Source organism: Pedococcus sp. P2_A3 (genome assembly GCF_056405035.1).
The window spans coordinates 1-14064 of record NZ_JBFUCW010000013.1 but is presented as its reverse complement, the minus strand read 5'-3'; the positions used below and the strand labels follow the sequence as shown (position 1 = coordinate 14064).

The following is a 14064-nucleotide window of genomic DNA, read 5'->3' as shown; positions in this document are numbered from 1 at the left end:
GGGGTATGCCGCGAATCGGCGACGCGCGCTTCTTCCCTGCCCACGTGGTGGAGCCCGCACTAGAGTGCCGAAGGTGACCGAGACGACGCCTTCGCAGACCCCCTCAGAGCCGGCTGGCGCGGGTAGCGCCCAGCTCGACGAGATCCGCGCCGGGTACTCCTTCGAAGGCGGGGCGCTCCACTTCGGTGCCGCCGTGATCGACGGGAAGGCCTACCCCGACGCACCGGTGCGCATCCCCCTCTCCACCCTCAACCGGCACGGCCTGGTGGCCGGGGCGACCGGCACCGGCAAGACCAAGACCCTGCAGCTGATGGCGGAACAGCTGTCGGGCCAAGGGGTTCCGGTCTTCCTCGCCGACATCAAGGGAGACCTCTCCGGCCTCGCGACCGCCGGCCAGGCGAACGACAAGGTCACCGCCCGCTCGGCCGACGTCGGGCAGCAGTGGGTCGGCACGGCATACCCGACCGAGTTCCTGTCCCTCGGCGGGCTCGGCAGCGGCATCCCGATCCGGGCCACGATCACGTCGTTCGGTCCCACGCTCCTGTCGAAGGTGTTGGGGCTCAACGAGACCCAGGAGTCCAGCCTCGGTCTCGTGTTCCACTACGCCGACCAGAACGGCCTCGCGCTGCTCGACATCAAGGACCTGCGCGAGGTCATCGCCTTCCTCACCTCCGACGAGGGCAAGGCCGACCTGAAGTCGCTCGGCGGGCTGTCCTCGGCCACGGCCGGCGTCATCCTGCGGGAGCTGATCGCGTTCTCCGACCAGGGGGCGGAGGCCTTCTTCGGTGAGCCCGAGTTCGACACCCATGACCTGCTGCGCACGGCGGCCGACGGCAAGGGACTGGTCACCTGCCTCGAGCTGCCAGCGGTCCAGGACCGGCCCGCCCTGTTCTCCACCTTCCTCATGTGGATGCTCGCCGACCTCTTCCACGACCTGCCCGAGGTCGGTGACGTCGACAAGCCGAAGCTGGTCTTCTTCTTCGACGAGGCGCACCTGCTGTTCAACGACGCCAGCAAGGCGTTCCAGGACGCCATCGAGCAGACCGTGCGGCTCATCCGGTCGAAGGGCATCGGCGTGTTCTTCGTGACCCAGTCGCCGAAGGACGTGCCGTCCGACGTGCTCGCCCAGCTCGGCAACCGCGTCCAGCACGCGCTGCGGGCGTTCACCCCCGACGACGCCAAGGCCCTCAAGGCCGCGGTGTCGACCTACCCGCACAGTAGCTACGACCTGGCCGAGCTGCTCACCTCGCTCGGCACCGGCGAGGCCGTCGTGACCGTGCTGTCCGAGCGCGGTGCGCCCACCCCGGTCGCGTGGACCCGCATGATTGCGCCGCAGTCGCTGATGGCGCCGTCCGACGAGGCGACGGTCAAGCAGATCATCGCCGCGTCCGCGATCGGACCGAAGTATGCCGCGATGGTCGACCGCGAGTCCGCGTACGAGAAGCTCCAGGCCAGGCTCCAGCAGGCTCCCACTCCCGAGCAGGCGCCGGCGCCTGCCCCTGGCCCGAGCGGCTCCGGGTCACCGGCCAGCCCGCCCGGGCCGACCCAGCCTCGGCAGTCCGCCAAGCCTGAGCCCAGCATGGTCGAGCAGGTCGTGCAGTCGGCCGCCTTCAGGTCCATGGTCCGGTCCGCCGGCACGGTCATCGGTCGGGAGATCACCCGCTCGATCTTCGGCACCGCACGCCGCTCCCGCTAGCCCGCGGCATACCCAGTCCGTCCGCGGTGGTCCGCAACCTGGGCGCCCCCTGGGGTGCTCWGGTTGCGGCGTGGGGGTGGGTTGCGGCGTGGGGGCGGGAAGCGGGGTGGTCCCGCGGCCAGGACGGTATGCAGCGTCAGCCCAGGAGCGCGGYCACGAGCAGGATGACGGGCACTGCGCCGACGGTCGTGATGAGGATGGTGTCGCGGGCCAGGACGGTCGCGCGGTCGTAGCGAGTGGCGTGCACGAAGATGTTCTGCGCGGTCGGGAGCGCCGAGGTGACCACGATCGCCAGAAGGGCGTGGCCGTCGACGCCGAGCACGGCGCTGGCCACGAACCACGCGACCAGCGGCTGCACGAACAGCTTCAGCACCGACGTCGTCGTCAGCTCGACCACCGAACCCGCGCGCCCGAGACCGGGCCCGAGCCGCAGCGCGATGCCGTACGCGACGAGCATCGACGGCACGGCCATGTTGCCGAGCAGCCCCAGCGGCGCGGCGACCATGGTGGGCAGCGTCCACCCGGTGAGCGACAGCCCGAGCCCGATCAGCGAGCCGACGGTCAGGGGGTTCGTGAACGGTTTGGCCAACAGCTGCCACCAGGACGAGCGGCCGCCGCGCGCGTCAGCGTCGAGGAACCCCAGCGCGAGGGGCTGGAACACCAACAGCTGGAACAGGAGCGTCGGGGCGACGAAGGCGGCATCGCCCAGGACGTAGCTGGCGACCGGGATCCCGAGGTTGCCGGCGTTGACGTAGGACGACGAGAGCGCCCCGATGGTGGTGTCGCCCAACGAGCGGTGCCACACGGAGCGGGCCAGCACGACGTAGACGCCCCCGGCCACGACGACCCCGGCCGCGGACGCCCCGAGGTTCGCCGAGAGCACCTGGTGCACATCGGCGCGCGACAGCGTGACCACCATGAGCGCCGGGCTCGCGACGAAGAACGCGATGCGCGACAGCACCTTTTGCGCGCCGAGGTCGACGACCCCCAGGTGAGCCAGCAGGGCACCCACGGCGATGACCAGGCCGATGGTGGTGAAACCGTTGAGGACTCCCTGCACCCCGTCAGGCTAGGCGGGCGCCGACAGCACCGGTCCGAGGGTCTCAAGGACCGAGGCGTCCTCGATCGTGCCGGGCACGGTGGGCGTCTTGCCGTCGGCCATCTCGCGCATCGTCTTGCGCAGGATCTTGCCCGACCGGGTCTTGGGGAGCGCCGTGACCACGTCGACCCGTTGCAGCGACGCGATGGGGCCGACCTCGTCGCGCACCCGCTGCATGAGCTCGGCGCGGATGCGCTCGCCGTCGGTCTGGCCGTCGACCCCAGCCTTGAGCACCACCAGCGCCCGGGGCACCTGTCCCTTGAGGTCGTCGTGCACCCCGATGACCGCGCACTCGGCCACGGAGGGGTGGCCGGCCAGCGCGGCCTCGATCGAGCCGGTCGACAACCGGTGACCCGCGACGTTGAGGACGTCGTCGGTGCGCCCCATCACGTAGAGGTAGCCGTCCTCGTCGACCAGGCCGCCGTCACCGGTGAGGTAGTAGCCGTCGAAGGCCGACAGGTAGCCGGCCACGTAGCGGTCGTCGTCACCCCAGAGCGTCGGCAGCGTGCCGGGCGGCAGGGGGAGACGGATGCAGATGGCACCCTCCTCGCCCGCACCCAGCTCGCGTCCGCCCTCCCCGAGGACGCGCACGTCGAACCCGGGGACCGGCACCGTCGGCGAGCCCGCCTTGATCGGCATCGGCTCGAGCCCGCGCAGGTTGGCGGCGATCGGCCAGCCGGTCTCGGTCTGCCACCAGTTGTCGACCACCGGCACGCCGAGCCGCTCGGTCGCCCACTCGTAGGTGTCGGGGTCCAGCCGCTCCCCGGCGAGGAACACCGTCTGCAGTGTCGAGAGGTCATACCCCTTCATCAGCTCACCGCCCGGGTCGTCGCGCTTGATGGCCCGGTATGCCGTCGGGGCGGTGAACATGGCCTTCACCCCGTGGTCGGCGATCACCTTCCAGAACGCTCCCGCGTCGGGGGTGCCGACCGGTTTCCCTTCGTAGAGAACGGTGGTCGCGCCCGTGAGCAGCGGCGCGTAGACGATGTAGGAGTGGCCGACCACCCAGCCGACGTCGCTCGCGGTGAACCACGTGTCGCCCGGGTTGATGCCGTAGATGTTGCCCATCGACCAGCGCAGGGCGACGGCGTGGCCACCGTTGTCCCGGACGATTCCCTTGGGGCGACCGGTCGTTCCCGACGTGTAGAGGATGTAGAGCGGGTCGGTCGCCGCCACGTCGACGCAGTCGGCGGGCTCGGCGTCGGACACGAGCTCGTCCCAGTCGAGCTCCTCCCAGTCGGTGTCCCGCTCACCGACCGCGGCGCGGGCCTGCTCGCGCTGGAACACGATCACTGACTCGGGCTTGTGCGAGCTGCGGTCGAGGGCGGCGTCGAGCAGGGGCTTGTACTCCACCACCCGGCTCGGCTCGACACCACAGCTCGCGGCCACGATCACCACGGGCTTGGCGTCCTCGATGCGGGCCGCGAGCTCGGCCGGGGCGAACCCGCCGAACACCACGGAGTGGACGGCACCCAGACGGGCGCAGGCGAGCATGGCCACCACTGCCTGCGGCACCATCGGCATGTAGATGACGACCCGGTCGCCCTTCTCCACCCCGAGTGACGCGAGCGCCCCCGCAAACGTCGAGACCTGGTCGAGCAACGCGGCATACGTGATGGTCTGGTGGGTGTCGGTGACGGGCGAGTCGTAGTGCAGCGCGGGCTGGTCGCCGCGTCCCGCGGCCACGTGCCGGTCGAGGGCGTTGAAGCAGGTGTTGAGGGTGCCACCGGTGAACCAGCGGTAGAACGGCGGTCGGTCGTCGTCGAGCACCCGCGGCGGGGGAGTGATCCAGTCGATCGCCTCCGCCGCCCGGCCCCAGAACGCCTCCGGGTCGTCAAGGCTCTGCTGGTATGCCGCGCGGTAGTCTCCGTTGCCCATGTCGCCATCGTGGGCCACGGCGCCGCGACCCGCCAGAGCCAGCCGGTGGTTGGTGCGCTCAGTCGGTGGGGTTGCTCTGGTAGCGGATGTAGGCGCTGGAGTCGCGGTGCCACAACCGCACGAGAGCCCACGCGCCGACGAGGAGCAGGGCGAGCGCGAGGGTGCGGGCGAACAGCCCCGCAGCGGGCAACAGCCCGCCGGCGAACAGGCCGAGCGCCACCGGGAAGAGGACGCTCGCGATGATCCGCGACCAGCGAGACCCGCGGGCCGTGGCCCTGGCCATCGCGAGCCAGATCAGGCAGCTGACGATGGCGACGACCGTGGTCAGGCTGAGGGTGAACCGGAGCACACCTTCGATGTCGGCGTCGGTGGCGGGCAGCTTGCCGACGGCCACCTCGTTCCTGATCGCGTCGCGCAGCTGGCCACGGGTGAGGAATCCCCGTACGACCTCCAGCACCTCGAGGGCCGCACCGAACTGCATCAGCCGCACGCTGTCGACGATCGAGCGCGGCGGCACCAGGGGCGAGCCGGGGTGCCAGGTCGTGTCGTCAGGACGTCCGTCACCGGGGCCGTCGGGGCTCAGCACTCCGCGCCAGTTGATCTGTCGGGCCATGGGTGCGGGCTCCTCCGGAGGACGCCGGTTCCTCGACGGGTCGACCACATCCTGCGTGGTCGACCCGTCGAGCACCCGGTCACGTGACCTGGGTTCTGGCGGAGGATAGGGGATTCGAACCCCTGAGAGCTTTCACTCAACACGCTTTCCAAGCGTGCGCACTAGGCCACTATGCGAATCCTCCGCCGAGGAGGCTACCTGAGCCGAACCCCACCACTGAAATCGCTCCCGGACGGCCCCGTGGAATCCGCCCCGCCGGGCTTCCACCCGTGCCACGATGACGGTCATGTCGGGGGTGGCAGTGCAGGCTGCGGCGGACCCGATGGTGCGGCGCGGGCAGGTCGTCCGCATCGTCCTCGCGGTGCTCTTGCTCGGTGGCTGGGTCGTGTGGGCGGCCTCGACCTACCAGTCGCAGCTCCGTGTGGTCGGGGTCGACACGTTCCACGACGACCTCGCCGCCGGGCACGTCATCGCCTTCCGGGCCGCGTCCAACGTGCGCCACGACAGCACCTGGCTGCCCGACGGTTCGCCGGATCTGGTCGACCTCCCGGCGACGCACGAGGACGGCACCCTCGATCGGGAGCAGGGCTTCACCAGCGAGCCCCCTCCCACCGTCGTCTACTGGACCGGGTCCGCGGTCGGGGCGGTGCGTGTCGTCGATTTGGCCCACGGCTCGGTGGAGTCGGCAGATGCCCTCATCCAGGAGCTGCGCGACGCCGGGGTCCCGCCCGCCGGTCCGGCCAACGACTGGCCGGGCGACCAAGCCGACCTCTGGGGACTCGCCACCGTCCTGCTCGCGCTCGTCGCCGTGGTGCGCGGGCCCGCACCCACCCGCGGCACGCGCTGGTTCTGGTTCTGGACGCTCGGCGCCACCTGGGCCCTGGGTGTGGTCGCCCATGCCGTGCTGGAGCTCGTGCGGCCCCGTGCCGCGCTGCCCGCGGCGTCGGTGGAGACCGCCCCCGTGTCGGCGTCGCAGGCGAGCGAGGAGGAGCCCGATCCTCGGCTGCGCTGGTGGGCGGGCCTGCTGCTCGCCCTCGTGGGCAGCTTCCTGATCTCCTGGCTGGGCTCGGAGTTCTCCCGGGCCGTCGGCGGGGTCTGGGTGCCGCTGCCCTGACCCGCGTCAGCTGGGCGAGGACGCCGGCGGGCCCACCAGCAGGGCCACCAGCGTGAGCGCGCCGACCGCGAGGACGGCCGCACCCACAGCCGCGACCGGCCGCGCGAGCATCCACGCCTGAGCGCGCTCGAGCGGTCCGGCTGGCCGGTCGCCGCCGGGTGCCAGTCGCCAGGGACCGTCGAGCTGGCCGCGGCGCTCCGCGCGGCGGTCGAACCACACCGTCATGAACGGCGGCACCGCGCTCGCCACCGCCAGCACCGTGGTGCCGACCGACCACCGCTGGTTGACGGCCACGAAGACCGCACCGAGGCAGTAGGCGATGAAGACCACGCCGTGCGCCATACCGAAGACCCGGACCCCCAGCTCCGTCGTCCCGGTGACGTACTTGAGGACCATCCCGAGGAGCAGCAGGGCCCAGGTCACCGCCTCGGCGATGGCGAGGCGGCGGAAGAGGTGCAAGGGGGACATCGCGGTGCTCCAGGCGGTGGTCGGGCGGTGCGCCATCGTCTCAGGACCGGGATTCGCTGCGCCGCCCGGGGCCCGTCTACACTGGTCGCAGACACCCCGTGTGGTGGTACCTCTCCGAACTCCCCCAGGGCAGGAATGCAGCAAGGGTAGGAGAGCTCTTCCAGGTACGCGGGGTGTCCCTTTGTGCCACGTGGCCGGCGCGCGAAAGCGGCCAACTGCCCGAAAGCACGGGGTATGCCGCGTGGCCGGCGTGCGAAAGCGGCCAACTGCCCGAAAGCACGGAGGTATGCCGCGTGGCCGGCGTGGAAAAGCGGCCCACTGCCCGAGAGCAGCGGGCGCGCCCCGTCAGGTGCGGTGGCCCTCGTCGAGCAGCCTGACGCGGCGCCGCCCGAACGCCACCGCGGCATAGGACGCGAGCACCAGCACCATGAGGGCGTTCGACAGGCTCGAGCGCGTCAGCAACGCCGTCGCGGCGACCCCACCGATGACGGTGAGCAACAGGGGGCGCGAGTACCAGAAGGCCACCGACACCACGGCGGACCCCGGCGAGAACAGGCTGACCGGTGGCAGCCCACGGAACGCCGCCATCAGGTGCGCCCCCGCCATGAGCGGCAGCGCCACCAGCGGCCAGAGCACGGCTGCGGCGCCCGCCCCCGGCACCGCGAGCAGGACGGCGCCGCCGGCAGCCACGGACACCACGGCATACAGGGCTGACGGGGTCACGAGGTGCGCGGGCGCCTCGCGTCCGTAGGCGAGGCCGATCAGCGGTGGGGTGCCGGCGTTGTCGCCCTGGAGCCGCAGGCCCTCGGCCCACGCGCCGTAGCCGAGGTAGCAGGAGATGGTGCCGACGAACGCGACGATGTTCGGGACGCTTGGGATGGTCGCCTGGCCGAGCGCCCAACAGCCCGCGCCGACGAGCAGGGCGCCCACGACCAGTGCGCCGGGGGAGCGCCGCAGGCCGAGCAGGTCACGCGCCGCCACGACGGCGACAGGGCCGCGCGCCCGCAACCGCCGTCGTCGCAGCCGTGTCGTCGGGGAGGCGACGTCGAGCCGGGCCGCGCGCAGGTCGCCGGCCAGCACCGCACCGCCCATCGTCACCGCGCGCGAGGACTGGGTGCGGAGCCCGACGTGGTGCAGGGCCCGCAGCGACCGGGTCCCCCGCAACAGGGTCGAGGCCCCGCGCGGCCCGGTCGGCCACGACCGCACCTGGCCCCACAGCCACGACCCCGCGAACCCCAGGCCCACCAGCAGCCCGCCCAGGCTCGACGGCAGGAGCGCCCAGGGTGAGGCGACCTTGGCGACGACCATGCCGGTGCCGACGACCGCGCCCGTCAGCAGGCCGCCGATGAGGCACCCGAGCAGGCTCAGCCGCCACCAGCGACGCAGCACCACGGCGCGGTCCAGCGAGCTCACCGCCACGTGGTCGAGGTAGGGCAGGTCCGGCACGACCGGTCCCCTGAGCGACCCGAGCCGGTGCGCGAGGAGCCACACGGCGAGCACGAGGGCACCCACGACCAGCACCCCCTGCGTGCCGGTGAGGTGTCGGGAGAGCCAGCGCGGGTCGACGAACTCGAAGAACGCCCGCGAGGCCGGCACGCCGTAGGTGAGGGAGGCGATCACGGCGACGTACGCGGCATACACGACGTTGCCGTTGCCCTGCTCGGGCAGGCCGCCGCGGATCACCCGGCGGGCCTCGGCGAGGCGCTCGCGGTCGCTCGTGGGGCCGACCTCGGGCGCAGGCTCCGAGGTCATGGGGCGAGCACGTCGACGACGCGGTCGGCGATGGCGGTCGTCATCGTGGGGTCGTGACAGGCCACGACGAGCGCGTCCCCGGCCGCCTTGCGGGCCAGCAGGATCTCGGTGAGGAGGCCGCGCTTGTGGGTGTCGAGGCGCTGCTCGGGTTCGTCGAGGAGCAGCACCCGGGACGGGCGGAACAACACCAGCGCGAGGTGGAAGAGGTGCTGCTGGCCCGACGACAGCTCGTGCGGGAAGCGTTCGGAGAGGTGGTCGATCTCGAGGCTGACGAGGAGGTCGTCGGCCCGCTCGTCGGCAGTGCCGATCGCGCCACCCCACGTCGAGTCGATCAGGACGAGGTGGTCGATCACCGTGAGGTCGCGGTATGCCGTGGGGTAGCCGATGAGGGCGGCCACCCGGGCGCGCGTGGCCGGGTCGCGCTCGTCGACGCGACCGCCGTCGAGGGTCGCGCTGCCCTCGGACGCCTCGAGCGTGCCGGCGAGGATGCGCAGGAGCGTCGTCTTGCCGCTGCCGTTCTCCCCGCGGACCACGACGCACTCACCGGAGGAGACCGCGAGGTCGATCGGGGAGAGGAGCACGTTGCCGTCGATGTGCTTGCCGACGCCGGCTGCCTCGAGCCGCACGGGAGCCGGGGTCGGGGGGTCGCCGGGGACCGGCTCGGTGGTGTCCTGCCTGCGGCGCGCGAACATGTGCCTCCCTCGTCCGCGCCAGTCTGCCACCGGGCGCTCGCGCCCTCGGTCCGGGCTCCTCCGAGGGGGGACGCGGATGTCCGCGGGGGCGACTAGGGTTCCCGAGGTGAGCACCGCGCTGTACCGCCGCTACCGGCCCGAGACCTTTGCCGACGTGATCGGCCAGGAGCACGTCACCGAGCCCCTCATGCAGGCGCTGCGCACGGGCCGGGTCAACCACGCCTACCTGTTCTCCGGGCCGCGCGGGTGTGGCAAGACCACCAGTGCCCGCATCCTGGCCCGCTGCCTCAACTGCGAGCAGGGCCCCACGCCGACCCCCTGCGGCAGCTGCGACTCGTGTGTCGCGCTGGCCCGCGGCGGAGCCGGCACCGTCGACGTGATCGAGATCGACGCGGCCAGCCACGGTGGTGTCGACGACGCCCGTGACCTGCGTGAGCGGGCGTCCTACGGTCCGGCCCAGAGCCGCTACAAGATCTACATCATCGACGAGGCCCACATGGTCACGCCGCAGGGCTTCAACGCCCTGCTCAAGATCGTGGAGGAGCCGCCGGAGCACGTGAAGTTCGTGTTCGCGACCACCGAGCCCGAGAAGGTCATCGGCACGATCCGCAGCCGCACCCACCACTACCCGTTCCGCCTCGTCCCGCCCGGCCAGCTGTCCGATTACATGGCCTCGCTCTGTGAGCAGGAGAAGGTGGCGGTCGCGCCGGGCGTCCTGTCCTTCGTGACCCGCGCCGGTGGCGGGTCCGTGCGTGACTCGCTCTCGGTGCTCGACCAGCTCATCGCCGGCTCGGGCGACGAGGGCCTCACCTACGAAGGGGCTGCGGCGCTGCTCGGGTTCACCGACGCCGAGCTCCTCGACGCGATCATCGACGCGTTCGCTGCCGCCGACGCCTCGGGCGTCTTCCACCAGGTCGACCGCGTGATCGAGACCGGGCTCGACCCGCGCCGGTTCGTCGAGGACCTCCTCGAACGGCTGCGCGACCTCATCGTCGTGGCCGCTGTCCCCGACGGTGCCTCCTCGGTGCTGCGTGGCGTCCCCGAGGACCAGCTCGAGCGCATGCGCCAGCAGTCCGCCGCGTTCGGTGGCGGTGCCCTCTCGCGCGCCGCCGACATCGTCAACGCGGGGCTGACCGAGATGACGGGTGCCACCGCGCCGCGCCTGCAGCTCGAGCTGATCTGCGCGCGGGTCCTCCTCCCGGCCGCCTCCGGCGAGAGCGGGTATGCCGCGCGGCTCGACCGCCTCGAGCGTCGCCTCGACGTCGAGGGCGTCCCGTCCGCGGCCCGCGCCGCAGCCCCGTCCGCGTCGCGTCCTGCGTCTGCACCCACGACCGCCGCTCCCGCCCCCGCCGCACCCGCCCCTGCCTCCGCTGCCGCCCCTGCGTCCGCCCCTGAACCCTCACCCGCTGCCGCGCCGGAGCCGGCTGCCGAGCCTGTCGCACCGGTGGCCGCTGGGCCGTCGGCCGAGCCGGTGACCTCTGGGCCTGTGGTTTCCGAGGCTGCGACCTCCGAGCCGGCGGCTTCCCAGCCTGCGGCTTTCGGGGCTGCGGCTTCCCAGCCCGCGGTCGCCGAGTCCGTCGCCGAGCCCGTCGCCGAAGCCGTCTCCGCGCCCGCTGCGGCCGCGACGCCGGTTGACGAGCCCGAGTCGGAGCGCCCCCCGACGGGCGCCATCGCGGGCGGCATGGACGTCGCTGCCATCCGCCGCGCCTGGCCCGACGTCCTCGGCTGGATCTTCAAGCACAAGCGCACGACGTGGACGCTGCTGTCCGAGCACGCCACGGTCCATGACTACGACGGCTCCAAGGTGGTGCTCGGCATCTCCACCGTCGGCATCGCCAACACCTTCCGCCACGGTCCCCACGCCGACCTCGTGCGCCAGGCCTTGATCGACGTCCTCGGCGTGGACGCCCGCGTCGAGGGCATCCCGACCCCGGACGCCGGGCAGAGCGCGCCGAGCGGGGAGTCCCACCCGACCGTCGTCCCGGCCAACCGCTACCCGTCCGACGACCCCGCGGTGAAGGGCGACAACCCCGCCCCGGCCCGTCCCCGCGGCAGCACCGACGGCGGTGCGGCGGGCGGCGACGGCGGCCCCGCGGCATACGCAGGCCTCGCGGCCTCGAGCCCGCCTCCGGAGACGGGCGGCGGGTGGGCGACCGCATCGACCGGTCCCTCGAGCGGGCCGAGCTGGGCCAGCGACGACGCGCCGGGCGCTGCCTCGGCGGCGTCGCAGGCCCCGGCCGCCGCAGGCACGGCCGCCCCCGCCGAACCAGGGACGGGTTCGAGGCTGGCGGCCGCGAAGGCTGCCGTCGCGGCGGAGGAGCCGGCCAGGACCCCTGACACCTACGTCGCCGACGACAGCGCGGCCAGCGCCGACGACGAGGACATCGCCGAGCTCGGTGAGGTGGGCCGCCCGGTGATCGAGCGACTCCTCGGCGGCAAGGTCATCGACGAAGGTCCCTGACCGGCGCGATGGAGGCTGCCGAGCTCCTGACCCGCCCCACGACCGGTGAGCGGGTGGCCCCGATGCCCGGGGACGAGGTGGTGGCCCCGGCCGACGTCGTGATGGACCGGGCGTTCACGCTCGACGCCCCGCCCGAGTCGGTGTGGCCGTGGGTCGTCCAGCTCGGCAAGCGACGCGCGGGCTGGTACTTCCCCGCGGTCGTCGAGCTGCTCGTCCCGCCCGCTCGTCGAGGGCTGCGCCGGATCGACCCGCGTCACCAGGTGCTCGCGGTCGGTGACGTGGTGCCCGACTGGGGTGGCGCGGACGCGACCTTCACGGTGGTCGGGCTCGAGCCGGCCCAGCACCTGCTCTACGGGTCGACGCGGGGACGCACCCACCTCACGTGGTGCCTGCAGCTGTCGGCCGCAGACGGTGGTCGCACCCGGATGCACCTGAGGCTGCGCCTGGCGCCGGTGCGGCACCGCTGGGTGGCGGACCACGTGGGTGGGTTGGTCGACCAGCTGACCGTGATGGGTCTGGCCGCCGGGCTGCGTGAGCGCGTGCGGGACGGCGTCGCGAGGGCTGACACCCCGAGGGCATAGGCTCACGGATGTGTATGAAGGCGTGGTCCAGGACCTGATCGACGAGCTCGGCCGGCTGCCCGGCGTGGGGCCGAAGAGTGCCCAGCGGATCGCCTTCCACCTGCTCCAGGCCGATGCGATCGACGTCAAGCGGCTCGTCGAGGTGCTCACCGAGGTCAAGGCCAAGGTGCGGTTCTGCGAGACCTGCGGGAACGTTGCGGAGTCCGAGCAGTGCCGCATCTGCGCCGACCCGCGCCGCGACGGCACTGCGATCTGCGTCGTCGAGGAGCCCAAGGACGTGGTCGCCATCGAGCGCACCCGCGAGTTCCGTGGTCGCTACCACGTGCTCGGCGGCGCGATCAGCCCGATCGACGGCGTCGGCCCCGACGACCTGCGCATCAAGGAGCTGATGACCCGGCTCGCGTCGGCCGAGGTCACCGAGGTCATCATCGCCACCGATCCCAACCTCGAGGGCGAGGCGACCGCGAGCTACCTCGCCCGGTTCCTGCGCCCGATGGGCCTGCGAGTCACCCGGCTCGCCTCGGGCCTGCCCGTCGGTGGCGACCTGGAGTATGCCGACGAGGTCACCCTGGGCCGCGCGTTCGAAGGTAGGAGGCTTCTCGATGTCTGACGACCTGCAGGTGCTGGCCGACGAGTCGGCCGTCGATGCCCGTGCCTACCTGACCACCATGACCGAGGTCGCGTCCGGTTCCGCGCCGGATGCTGCGATCCCCATGACGCTCCTGGCCCTGTCGCAGGCGTTGGTGATGGGGGCGCGTCTCGGGGCGATCGAGGACATCGTGCCGGTCGAGCGGTTCGAGACCGACACCGTGGAAGCCGAGCTCGACCCGCTGCGCACCGGCGTCGCCAACCTCTTCGAGGGGCTCGACGAGTACGCCGACGTCGTCGACCCCGTCACCTCCACCGAGCTCACCACGGGATCGCTGTCCAACGACGTGACGGTCGTCGCCGGGGCGCTCTCCCACGGTCTGCGCCACTACGACCAGGGCCGCATCTCCGAGGCCCTGTGGTGGTGGCAGTTCAGCTACCTGTCCGACTGGGGCGAGCGGGCGGCCTCCGCCCTGCGGGTGCTGCAGTCACTGCTCGGCCACATCCGGCTCGACGCCGACGACGAGACCATCTCCGAGGCCGAGTTCGACGCCCTCCACCCCTGACGCCCCTGGGTGCGCGGAGTAGTCTGGTCGCACAGGTCAGACACACCGTCGGGTTGGGGGTCACCATGGCAGTTCCTGCACCGGCCGGTCCGCCGACGCTGCGGATGATGACGTCGCTCGACCTCGACGAGCACCCCACCCACGACCTGCGCGACCACCTGCTGACCTTGGGCGCGGCGCTGGTCTTCCTCGCTCTCGTGGTGCTCCTCCACCCCTGACGCGACCGCGCCTGCAGAGCCGGCGGGGGCTGGCGACGTTAGCGTCACCGATCTGTCCCGCACGACCAGCTTCGTCCGACCCGCCCCAGCAACCTTTGCTAGCTGTACTGACCGGGGACGTTGGTTGAGTGGGTGTGATCCGCTGATCTGATCAGTGGCGCGGGAGGGCCTCCCGCGGTGGAGTGGAACTGCCTAGGTATCCGCTCACAAAACAGGAGGCCCTCGTGTCCCACGCTAACGCTGCCCTGACCCCTCGTGCCCGGCTCACGGTCGCCAAGTTGGTGGTCGACAGCGGTGTCCCGGTGGCTGAGGTCGCGGCCCGGTTTCAGTGCTCCTGG

General features: G+C 72.2%; 13 protein-coding genes, 1 tRNA gene, 1 other RNA gene and 1 pseudogene. 9 read left to right on the top strand and 7 right to left on the bottom strand.

Annotated features, from left to right (window positions below; translation table 11 throughout):
* The first annotated feature begins 73 nt into the window (after positions 1 to 73).
* A complete protein-coding gene (locus AC1DX8_RS11620) occupies positions 74 to 1696 on the top strand; it encodes a helicase HerA-like domain-containing protein (protein ID WP_477630085.1) in 1623 nt (540 codons plus the stop codon).
* Between the two features lie 136 nt (positions 1697 to 1832).
* Here AC1DX8_RS11620 and AC1DX8_RS11615 read toward each other — a convergent pair whose 3' ends face one another.
* The 4 genes from AC1DX8_RS11615 to AC1DX8_RS11600 form a co-directional block, all read right to left on the bottom strand.
* Positions 1833 to 2756, bottom strand: a complete 924-nt coding sequence (locus AC1DX8_RS11615; RefSeq protein WP_477630084.1) for an AEC family transporter — start codon at positions 2754 to 2756, stop codon at positions 1833 to 1835.
* 9 nt (positions 2757 to 2765) lie between these two features.
* On the bottom strand, positions 2766 to 4691 hold the full coding sequence (locus AC1DX8_RS11610) for a propionyl-CoA synthetase (protein WP_477630083.1): 1926 nt from the start codon (positions 4689 to 4691) through the stop codon (positions 2766 to 2768).
* Positions 4692 to 4731: 40 nt separating this feature from the next.
* On the bottom strand, positions 4732 to 5286 hold the full coding sequence (locus AC1DX8_RS11605) for a hypothetical protein (protein ID WP_477630082.1): 555 nt from the start codon (positions 5284 to 5286) through the stop codon (positions 4732 to 4734).
* Positions 5287 to 5382: 96 nt separating this feature from the next.
* Positions 5383 to 5470, bottom strand: a tRNA-Ser gene (locus AC1DX8_RS11600).
* Between the two features lie 102 nt (positions 5471 to 5572).
* On the opposite strand from AC1DX8_RS11600, the gene AC1DX8_RS11595 reads away from it, so the two are divergent.
* Positions 5573 to 6400 (top strand): hypothetical protein, encoded by an 828-nt coding sequence (locus tag AC1DX8_RS11595; RefSeq protein ID WP_477630081.1) that lies wholly within the window; start codon positions 5573 to 5575, stop codon positions 6398 to 6400.
* A gap of 6 nt (positions 6401 to 6406) precedes the next feature.
* On the opposite strand, the gene AC1DX8_RS11590 is transcribed toward AC1DX8_RS11595, so the two are convergent.
* The gene (locus AC1DX8_RS11590) at positions 6407 to 6868 is read right to left on the bottom strand and encodes a DUF3817 domain-containing protein (RefSeq protein WP_477630080.1); all 462 of its coding nucleotides are present in this window, start codon (positions 6866 to 6868) and stop codon (positions 6407 to 6409) included.
* An 87-nt stretch (positions 6869 to 6955) separates the two neighbouring features.
* On the opposite strand from AC1DX8_RS11590, the gene ffs reads away from it, so the two are divergent.
* Positions 6956 to 7052, top strand: an RNA gene (gene ffs / locus AC1DX8_RS11585) — signal recognition particle sRNA small type.
* Between the two features lie 161 nt (positions 7053 to 7213).
* On the opposite strand, the gene AC1DX8_RS11580 is transcribed toward ffs, so the two are convergent.
* The gene (locus tag AC1DX8_RS11580; protein WP_477630079.1) at positions 7214 to 8620 is read right to left on the bottom strand and encodes a hypothetical protein; all 1407 of its coding nucleotides are present in this window, start codon (positions 8618 to 8620) and stop codon (positions 7214 to 7216) included.
* A complete protein-coding gene (locus AC1DX8_RS11575) occupies positions 8617 to 9312 on the bottom strand; it encodes an ABC transporter ATP-binding protein (protein WP_477630078.1) in 696 nt (231 codons plus the stop codon). Before AC1DX8_RS11575 ends, AC1DX8_RS11580 begins: the two co-directional genes overlap by 4 nt.
* Positions 9313 to 9418: 106 nt before the next feature.
* Here AC1DX8_RS11575 and AC1DX8_RS11570 point away from each other — a divergent pair, with 106 nt between their 5' ends.
* The 6 genes and pseudogenes from AC1DX8_RS11570 to AC1DX8_RS11545 form a co-directional block, all read left to right on the top strand.
* On the top strand, positions 9419 to 11773 hold the full coding sequence (locus AC1DX8_RS11570) for a DNA polymerase III subunit gamma and tau (RefSeq protein ID WP_477630077.1): 2355 nt from the start codon (positions 9419 to 9421) through the stop codon (positions 11771 to 11773).
* 8 nt (positions 11774 to 11781) lie between these two features.
* A complete protein-coding gene (locus AC1DX8_RS11565; protein ID WP_477630076.1) occupies positions 11782 to 12354 on the top strand; it encodes a hypothetical protein in 573 nt (190 codons plus the stop codon).
* A 10-nt stretch (positions 12355 to 12364) separates the two neighbouring features.
* Entirely contained in the window at positions 12365 to 12964 is a 600-nt protein-coding gene (recR, locus tag AC1DX8_RS11560) for a recombination mediator RecR (RefSeq protein WP_056921597.1), read from the top strand.
* Positions 12957 to 13508: a DUF5063 domain-containing protein gene (locus AC1DX8_RS11555; protein ID WP_477630075.1), complete on the top strand. Its 552-nt coding sequence runs from the start codon at positions 12957 to 12959 to the stop codon at positions 13506 to 13508. The genes recR and AC1DX8_RS11555 overlap by 8 nt, the downstream gene beginning before the upstream one ends.
* 65 nt (positions 13509 to 13573) lie before the next feature.
* On the top strand, positions 13574 to 13726 hold the full coding sequence (locus AC1DX8_RS11550) for a hypothetical protein (protein ID WP_477630074.1): 153 nt from the start codon (positions 13574 to 13576) through the stop codon (positions 13724 to 13726).
* Between the two features lie 224 nt (positions 13727 to 13950).
* Positions 13951 to 14064, top strand: a pseudogene (locus tag AC1DX8_RS11545) (IS481 family transposase); the annotation flags it as partial.